6 protein-coding genes and 1 tRNA gene are annotated in these 7,389 nt (G+C 62.7%); all 7 read left to right on the forward strand.

From position 1 onward, the window contains the following. The first annotated feature begins 454 nt into the window (after positions 1 to 454). The 7 genes from argH (at position 455) to HWE04_RS05990 (ending at position 7,263) form a co-directional block, all read left to right on the forward strand. Entirely contained in the window at positions 455 to 1,849 is a 1,395-nt protein-coding gene (gene argH / locus HWE04_RS05960) for an argininosuccinate lyase (RefSeq protein ID WP_166757955.1), read from the forward strand. 451 nt (positions 1,850 to 2,300) lie between these two features. Beyond that, positions 2,301 to 3,458, forward strand: coding sequence for an ABC transporter substrate-binding protein (locus HWE04_RS05965; RefSeq protein ID WP_006463336.1), 1,158 nt, complete (start codon positions 2,301 to 2,303; stop codon positions 3,456 to 3,458). A gap of 271 nt (positions 3,459 to 3,729) precedes the next feature. Continuing rightward, positions 3,730 to 4,611 carry a branched-chain amino acid ABC transporter permease gene (locus HWE04_RS05970; RefSeq protein WP_013234894.1) on the forward strand — a complete coding sequence of 294 codons (882 nt, stop codon included), beginning with the start codon at positions 3,730 to 3,732 and terminating at the stop codon, positions 4,609 to 4,611. Between the two features lies 1 nt (position 4,612). After that, positions 4,613 to 5,488, forward strand: coding sequence for a branched-chain amino acid ABC transporter permease (locus tag HWE04_RS05975; protein ID WP_006463334.1), 876 nt, complete (start codon positions 4,613 to 4,615; stop codon positions 5,486 to 5,488). Beyond that, entirely contained in the window at positions 5,488 to 6,249 is a 762-nt protein-coding gene (locus HWE04_RS05980; RefSeq protein WP_006463333.1) for an ABC transporter ATP-binding protein, read from the forward strand. The genes HWE04_RS05975 and HWE04_RS05980 overlap by 1 nt, the downstream gene beginning before the upstream one ends. Beyond that, complete coding sequence (locus HWE04_RS05985) at positions 6,246 to 6,977, forward strand: ABC transporter ATP-binding protein (protein WP_006463332.1); 732 nt, start codon at positions 6,246 to 6,248, stop codon at positions 6,975 to 6,977. Before HWE04_RS05980 ends, HWE04_RS05985 begins: the two co-directional genes overlap by 4 nt. A 201-nt stretch (positions 6,978 to 7,178) precedes the next feature. Beyond that, positions 7,179 to 7,263 (forward strand) — tRNA-Leu (locus HWE04_RS05990). Positions 7,264 to 7,389: the final 126 nt, after the last annotated feature.

Consider the following 7,389-nt stretch of genomic DNA (forward strand, 5'->3'; position numbering starts at 1 on the left):
TCTCCTGTAAGACGACCCCCAAACATCTTGCTCATGAGCGCTAACAGGACCACCCCCGTGGCAACTGCGACCCGCCGTCGTCCCGATTTTGCATCGGTTCATGCCGGCCTGGCCGGAAGAGGTAGCCCTTTCCTCACCGGGATTCCCGCTCCCCGGATCAGTCATCGCCAATCGAGTATAGCCTTAGCTTTTGTCATCAGTACAAGGGTTTTTTGCGCTGCAGGAAGACTTGCGCAAAAACAACAAGCAAAAATGATGCCATGTGGAAATAATCACATTTCATCGAGGCCAACGGAAGCTCTCCAACACCATCGGGCGAGAAGGGACGAAAAAAGCGTGCAGGCTGACGGCTGGCAAATGCGAAAAATCCGCGCCCCGCAGCATTTCCGGCTGCATTGGCGTGGCCTGGCGCAGTTGTGCTTGCTATAATCGCCCATTCTCCGGAATTCCCAATATGACAGACCAATTTGCTAAAAAGGGCGAAGCCTGGTCGGCTCGCTTTTCTGAACCCGTCTCCGATCTCGTCAAGCGCTATACCGCATCGGTGTTCTTCGACAACCGCCTGGCCCAGGTCGATATCCAGGGCTCGCTGGCGCACGCCGAGATGCTGGCCCACCAGGGCATCATCAGCGCGGCCGACCACGCCGAAATCCAGCGCGGCATGGCCCAGATCAAGGGCGAGATCGACGCCGGCAAGTTCGAATGGCTGCTGGACCTGGAAGACGTCCACCTGAACATCGAAAAGCGCCTGACCGAGCTGGTCGGCGATGCCGGCAAGCGCCTGCATACCGGCCGCTCGCGCAATGACCAGGTCGCCACCGACATCCGCCTCTACATGCGCGGCGCCGTGGACGACATCGTGGGCCTGCTGCGCGAACTGCGCCTGGCCCTGCTGGACCTGGCCGAGCAACACGCCGACGTGATCCTGCCGGGCTTCACCCACATGCAGGTCGCGCAACCGATCACCTTCGGCCACCACGTGCTGGCCTATGTCGAGATGTTCGGCCGCGATGCCGAGCGCATGCTGGACGCCCGCAAGCGCATCAACCGCCTGCCGCTGGGCGCCGCCGCCCTGGCCGGCACCACCTTCCCGATCGACCGCCTGCGCGTGGCCAGGACCCTGGGCTTCGACGATGTCTGCCGCAACTCGCTGGATGCCGTCTCGGACCGTGACTTCGCCATCGAATTCTGCGCCGCCGCGGCGCTGGTGATGACCCACATCTCGCGCATGTCCGAAGAGCTGGTGATCTGGATGAGCCCGCGCGTGGGCTTCATCGACATCGCCGACCGCTTCTGCACCGGCTCCTCGATCATGCCGCAGAAGAAGAACCCGGACGTTCCCGAACTGGCACGCGGCAAGACCGGTCGCGTCAACGGCCACCTGATCGCCCTGCTGACCCTGATGAAGGGCCAGCCCCTGGCCTACAACAAGGACAACCAGGAAGACAAGGAACCGCTGTTCGATACCGTCGACACGCTCACCGACACCCTGCGCATCTTCGCCGACATGGCCCGCGGCATCAGCGTCAAGCCCGATGCCATGCGCGCTGCTGCCCTGCAGGGCTACGCCACCGCCACCGACCTGGCCGACTACCTGGTCAAGAAGGGCCTGCCCTTCCGCGACGCCCACGAAGCCGTCGCCCACGCCGTGCGTACCTGCGTGGACAAGGGTTGTGACCTGGCCGACCTGTCGCTGGACGAACTGCGCGCCTTCTCGGAGCTGATCGGCGAAGACGTCTTCGCGGTCCTCACGCTGGAGGGCTCGGTGGCCGCACGCGACCATATCGGCGGCACCGCACCCAACCAGGTGCGCGCGGCCATCGCCCATATCCGCAAGGAACTGAACTAAACACAGGTGGCGAACCCGTTTTCCTTTCAATACCCGTTCGGACTGAGTAGCGGCGTAGCCGCGTATCGAAGGCGCGCCATTGCTGCGCCTTCGATACGGCCCTGACGGGCCTACTCAGTCCGAACGGGAATAGATGGATTTCGCCACGGCACCAGGCAACAGCACCACCCCGTCCGCTGGCCGGACGACATTCGCATGCCGCTGCGGCGCACCCTACCCGGGTGCGTGGCGGCGGGTTGTAATTGCTGGCGCAGCCTGCTTTTTCGGGTATGCTGTGCCGGCTGTATCGAAAGAGGCCGCAAAACGGTCTTCAGAGGATGGAGCACAAGTCCCGGCCATCCCGGGCGTCTTTTGCATCATCCTCGATGAAGGAATCGCCTTGTGACGTGGCGCTGGTCTGCGCTGCCTGACGGGGACGGTTTCTACAATATCTAACTGAGGAGAGAACTCGATGCAATTCAATACCATGCTCAAGACCATTCCGGCCCTGCTGATCGGTGCCACCCTGTCCTCGGCCGCACTGGCCGCCGACATCAAGCTGGGCGTCGCTGAAGCCCTGACCGGCCCGGCCGCCAAGTACGGCGTAGCCATCAAGAACGGCTTCACCCTGGCTTCCGAAGAAATCAACGCCAAGGGCGGCGTCAACGGCGACAAGCTGGCCCTGGTGATCGAAGACGAACAAGGCAAGAAGGAAGAAGCCATCAACGTCTTCAAGAAACTGATCTTCCAGGACAAGGTGCTGGCGGTGTTCGGCCCCACCCTGTCCAACTCGGCCTTCGCTGCCGACCCGATCGCCAACGCCTCCAAGGTGGTGGTCTTCGGTACCAGCAACACCGCTGACGGCATCACGGCCATGGGCCCCTTCACCTTCCGCAACTCCGTCATGGAAGCCGACGTGCTGCCCGTGACCGTGAAGGCCGCCGTGAAGCACTTCGGCATCAAGAAGGTCGCCGTGATCTACGGTAACGACGACGCCTTCACCAAGTCCGGCTACGACGTCTTCAAGGCCACCCTTGAACAGCAGAAGATCCCCGTCACCACCACCGAGGCCTATGCCAAGGGTGACGTCGACTTCAAGGCCCAGCTGACCAAGATCAAGGCCGGCAACCCGGACGCCATCGTCTGCTCCTGCCTGGCCGAAGAAGCAGCCAACATCATCCTGCAGACCCGCGCACTGGGCATGAAGCAGCCGTTCATCGGCGGCAATGGCCTGAACTCGCCGAAGCTGTTCGAGATCGCCAAGGATGCCGGCGACAACACCCTGATGGGTAGCCCGTGGTCGGCCGAGAACCAGACTCCGGCCAACAAGGCCTTCATCGCGGCCTACAAGGCCAAGTTCGGTTCCGATCCTGACCAGTTCGCTGCGCAAGCCTATGACGCCATGTACATCGTGGCCGATGCCCTGAAGAACGTGAAGCTGTCGGGCAACCTGGCCAAGGATCGTGACGCCCTGCGCGCCGCGCTGCCGGCCGTGAAGATCGATGGCGCCACCGGCAAGTTCGCCTTCCGCGCAGCCCCGGCCGTGGCCGGCAAGCAGGTCGGCTTCGATGCTGACCAGGAAGCCATCGTCAACATCGCCAAGGGCGGCAAGTTCGTGCTGCTGAAGTAAGCACACGACGCCTGCAGGCAAGGCTGCCGGTACGCCGGCAGCTGCAACCATACTCTCCCGCAGTTCCGCCGCAGGGGCATTGCCTTGTCCCTGCGGCGATCCTGGCGCGGGATGCGCAAGACACTGCCAGGCCGGAACGGGGAACCACAGGCAGCCAGTCGGGATGACAGGCCGCTGATTCCGGCAATACGACGTAACGAGGGACTTCGTCCGCGCCATGCATGCAGTGCAGGCAGCGAGCGCCGCGCCCCATCACCTATCGCAGGTTCCAATGTTAGAACAACAGCTCATCAATGCCCTTTCGCTGGGCAGCGTGTATGCGCTCTTCGCGCTCGGCTTCACGCTGGTCTTCGGCGTACTGGGCGTGATCAATCTTTCGCACGGAGCGATCTTCATGCTGGGCAGCTATGCCGCCCTGCTGCTGGTCGAACAGATGGCACTGCCCCTGTGGGTGGCCCTGCTGCTGGCCATGGTGGCCACGGGCCTGCTGGGCCTCATCATCGACGTGCTGGTCCTGAAGCCCTTGCGTAAGCGCAATGCGCCTCACCTGATCCCCATGATCGCCACCATCGGCGTGGCCATCATGATCACCAACATCTCGCAGGGCCTGTTCGGCGCCGAGAACAAGCGCTTCCCCCAGGGCACCATCCCTGAAGAGAGCGTCAGCCTGGGCAACCTGCACATCACCGCCGTGCAAGTGGCCATCATCGTCATCGCCTTCGTGCTGATGGTGGTGCTGCTGGGCGTGATGCGCAAGACGCAGCTGGGCCGGGCGCTGCGCGCCATCGCCGAATCCCCCAAGGCAGCCTACCTGCTGGGCATCAACGTCGAAGGCCTGTTCCTGCTGACCTCGTTTGCCGCCGCCGCCCTGGGCGGTGCTGCCGGCGTGCTGGTGGGGGTGTCCTTCAACGCCATCTCCCCCTTCATGGGCCAGCCGATGCTGCACAAGGGCATCGCCGTCATCATCCTGGGCGGCATGGGCGATATCCGCGGCGCCATGATCGGCGGCCTGTTCCTGGGCTTTGCCGAGGTGCTGACGGTCGCCTACATTTCGAGCGACTTCCGCGACGCGGTGGCCTTCGGCCTCCTGTTCCTGATCCTGCTGGTAAAACCCTCCGGCATGTTTGGCAAAGTGCTGGAAAGGAAGGCATAAGATGGGCTTCATGGAATGGTGGGATGGCTTCTGGGCCACCTACAACACCGTCATTTTCAGCATCGGCGTCAATGCCATGCTGGCACTCTCGATCTACGTCACCCTGTCCTGCGGCCTGCTGTCGCTGGCCAATGCCGCCTTCATGGGCATCGGCGCCTACACCGCGTCGCTGCTGACGATGCAGTTCGACCTGCCCTTCCCCATCGCCCTGGCCGCAGGCGGCGTGCTGCCCTCGCTGGTGGCGCTGGTGATCGGCATCCCCACGCTGCGCCTGTCCGGCGTCTATCTGGCCATGGCCACACTGGGCTTTGGCGAGGTGGTACGCGTGATCGTGCTGAACCTGGACATCACCGGCGGCCCCATGGGTCTGAACGGTGTGCCGCCCATCACCGAGTGGTGGCATATCGTGCTGATCCTGGGCGTGACCATCTACGCGCTGGCGCGCCTGCGCCGCTCCAAGACCGGGCGTGCCTTCGAGGCCATCAAGGAAGATGAGGTGGCGGCCCGCCTGATGGGCGTGAACGTGGCCGGCTACAAGCTTTTGGCCTTCGTCATCGGTGCCGCCATCGCCGGCGTCGCCGGTGGCCTGAACGCCCACTACACCTTCACCATCGGCCCCAACAACTATGGCTTCGAGAATGCGGTGGACATCCTGACCATGGCCGTCTTCGGTGGCACCAGCAACCTGATCGGCCCGATGATCGGCTCGACCATCCTGTCGCTGCTGCCGGAAGTGCTGCGTCACTTCAAGGACTTCCGCCTGGCCATCAACGGCCTGATCCTGATCCTGGTGGTGCTGTACCTGCCCAAGGGCATCTGGGACCCGCGCCGCATCCGCGCCTTCCTGGGCCGCAACGCTGAGAAGAAGGTGAAGTAATGCTTTTACAACTGAACGACATCAGCAAGAACTTCGGTGGCCTGCAGGTGCTGCAGGGCGTGAACTTCAACGTCAAGGAAGGCGAGATCTTCGGCCTGATCGGCCCCAACGGCGCCGGCAAGACCACCGTCTTCAACCTCATCACGGGCCTGTTGCGCGCATCATCGGGCAGCATCCGCTTCAACGACGACGACATCGGTGCCGTCGCCCCGCACAAGATCACCGAACGCGGCATCGCCCGCACCTTCCAGAACATCCGCGTGTTCAAGGAAATGACGCTGCTGGAAAACGTCGTGGTCGGCATGCACGAGCACCTGAACTATGGCGTGGCCAGCATGCTGTTCAACCTGGGCGGTTTCCGCAAGGCAGAGAAGGAAGCCCGTGAACGTGCGCTGGAACTGCTGTCCTGGGTGCGCCTGGACCACAAGGCGCACATGCTGGCCGATAGCCTGTCCTATGGCGAGCAGCGCAAGCTGGAGTTCGCCCGGGCGCTGGCCACCAAGCCCAAGCTGTTGCTGCTGGACGAACCGGTGGCCGGCATGAATCCGGCCGAGAAGACCGAGTTGATGAGCGAGATCGTCAACATCAAGCAACGCGGTTTCACCATCTTCATGATCGAGCACGACATGCGCTTCGTCATGGGCCTGTGCGAACGCATTGCCGTGCTCAACTTCGGCAAGATCATCGCCGAAGGCACCCCGGACCAGATCAAGAACAACCAGGAAGTGATCGAGGCCTATCTCGGCAAGGAAGAAGCATGAGCGCCAGCGGTAACAAGCAACCCATCCTCCAGGTGGAAGACCTGGCCGTGGCCTATGGCCACATCGAAGCCGTCAAGGGCATCAGCCTGTCGCTGAACGAAGGCGAGATCACTGCCCTGGTCGGTGCCAATGGCGCCGGCAAGAGCACCTCGCTGCTGGCCATCTCGGGTCTGGTGAAGGCGCAGCGCGGCCGCGTGCTCCTCAATGGCCAGGACCTGCTGCAGATGTCGCCGCACCGCATCGTCGAATCCGGCGTGGTGCAGGTGGCTGAGGGCCGTGCCACCCTGACCACGCTGACCGTGGAAGAGAACCTGTCCCTGGGCGCCTATACCCGTCGCGACAAGGACGGCGTGGCCCGTGACCTGGAGTGGGTGTACTCGCTCTTCCCGGTGCTGAAAAACCGTGCCGCCGGCCTGGCCGGCAATCTCTCCGGCGGCGAGCAGCAGATGCTGGCGATCGGCCGCGCCCTGATGGCCAAACCCAAGGTGCTGCTGCTGGACGAACCCTCGATGGGCCTGGCACCGCTGATCATCCAGGAAATCTTCCGCATCGTGCAGGAGATCAACAAGACCGGCATGACGGTCCTGCTGGTGGAGCAGAACGTGCGCCAGGCACTGCGCATCGCGCAGCGCGGATATGTGCTGGAGACCGGCAAGATCGTGCTGCAGGACAGCGGCGCCAACCTGCTGGGCAATCCCAAGGTGGTGGAAGCCTACCTGGGCGGATGAGCTTCATCGGCCTCTGATGCGGCACTTCAAAACGGCGGCCCGAGGGTCGCCGTTTTTGTTAGTTTTTCGGGACCTGTTGCAGGTGGAGACAGGCAGGCGAAAAATAATAAAAGATTTTTCAATTAAGTGTTGACCGCCTTCCTGATAGGCCTTAATATGCAGCCTCTTTCAAGCACAGCAGCTTACCGCTGATGCCAGAAGGCCCACGTGGCGGAATTGGTAGACGCGCATGGTTCAGGTCCATGTGCCGCGAGGTGTGGGGGTTCGAGTCCCTCCGTAGGCACCAAAACATAAAAGGCTGGTCGATGAAAATCGGCCAGCCTTTTGCGTTTTGGGGCACACGAGCAAAGCGCCTGCGCGCTTTGCGAGAGGGACGAGAAGGTCTGGCCTTGCAAGGCCAGGCGGGGTCGCG

Source organism: Herbaspirillum sp. C7C2, assembly GCF_022627865.1.
GTDB classification, from domain to species: Bacteria; Pseudomonadota; Gammaproteobacteria; order Burkholderiales; family Burkholderiaceae_D; genus Herbaspirillum; species Herbaspirillum frisingense.

Coding starts and splice junctions, on each gene's coding strand:
- HWE04_RS05980 (WP_006463333.1), top strand. CDS start 5,488: ATGCTTTTACAACTGAACGACATCAGCAAGAACTTCGGTGGCCTGCAG.
- HWE04_RS05970 (WP_013234894.1), top strand. CDS start 3,730: ATGTTAGAACAACAGCTCATCAATGCCCTTTCGCTGGGCAGCGTGTAT.
- HWE04_RS05975 (WP_006463334.1), top strand. CDS start 4,613: ATGGGCTTCATGGAATGGTGGGATGGCTTCTGGGCCACCTACAACACC.
- HWE04_RS05985 (WP_006463332.1), top strand. CDS start 6,246: ATGAGCGCCAGCGGTAACAAGCAACCCATCCTCCAGGTGGAAGACCTG.
- argH (WP_166757955.1), top strand. CDS start 455: ATGACAGACCAATTTGCTAAAAAGGGCGAAGCCTGGTCGGCTCGCTTT.
- HWE04_RS05965 (WP_006463336.1), top strand. CDS start 2,301: ATGCAATTCAATACCATGCTCAAGACCATTCCGGCCCTGCTGATCGGT.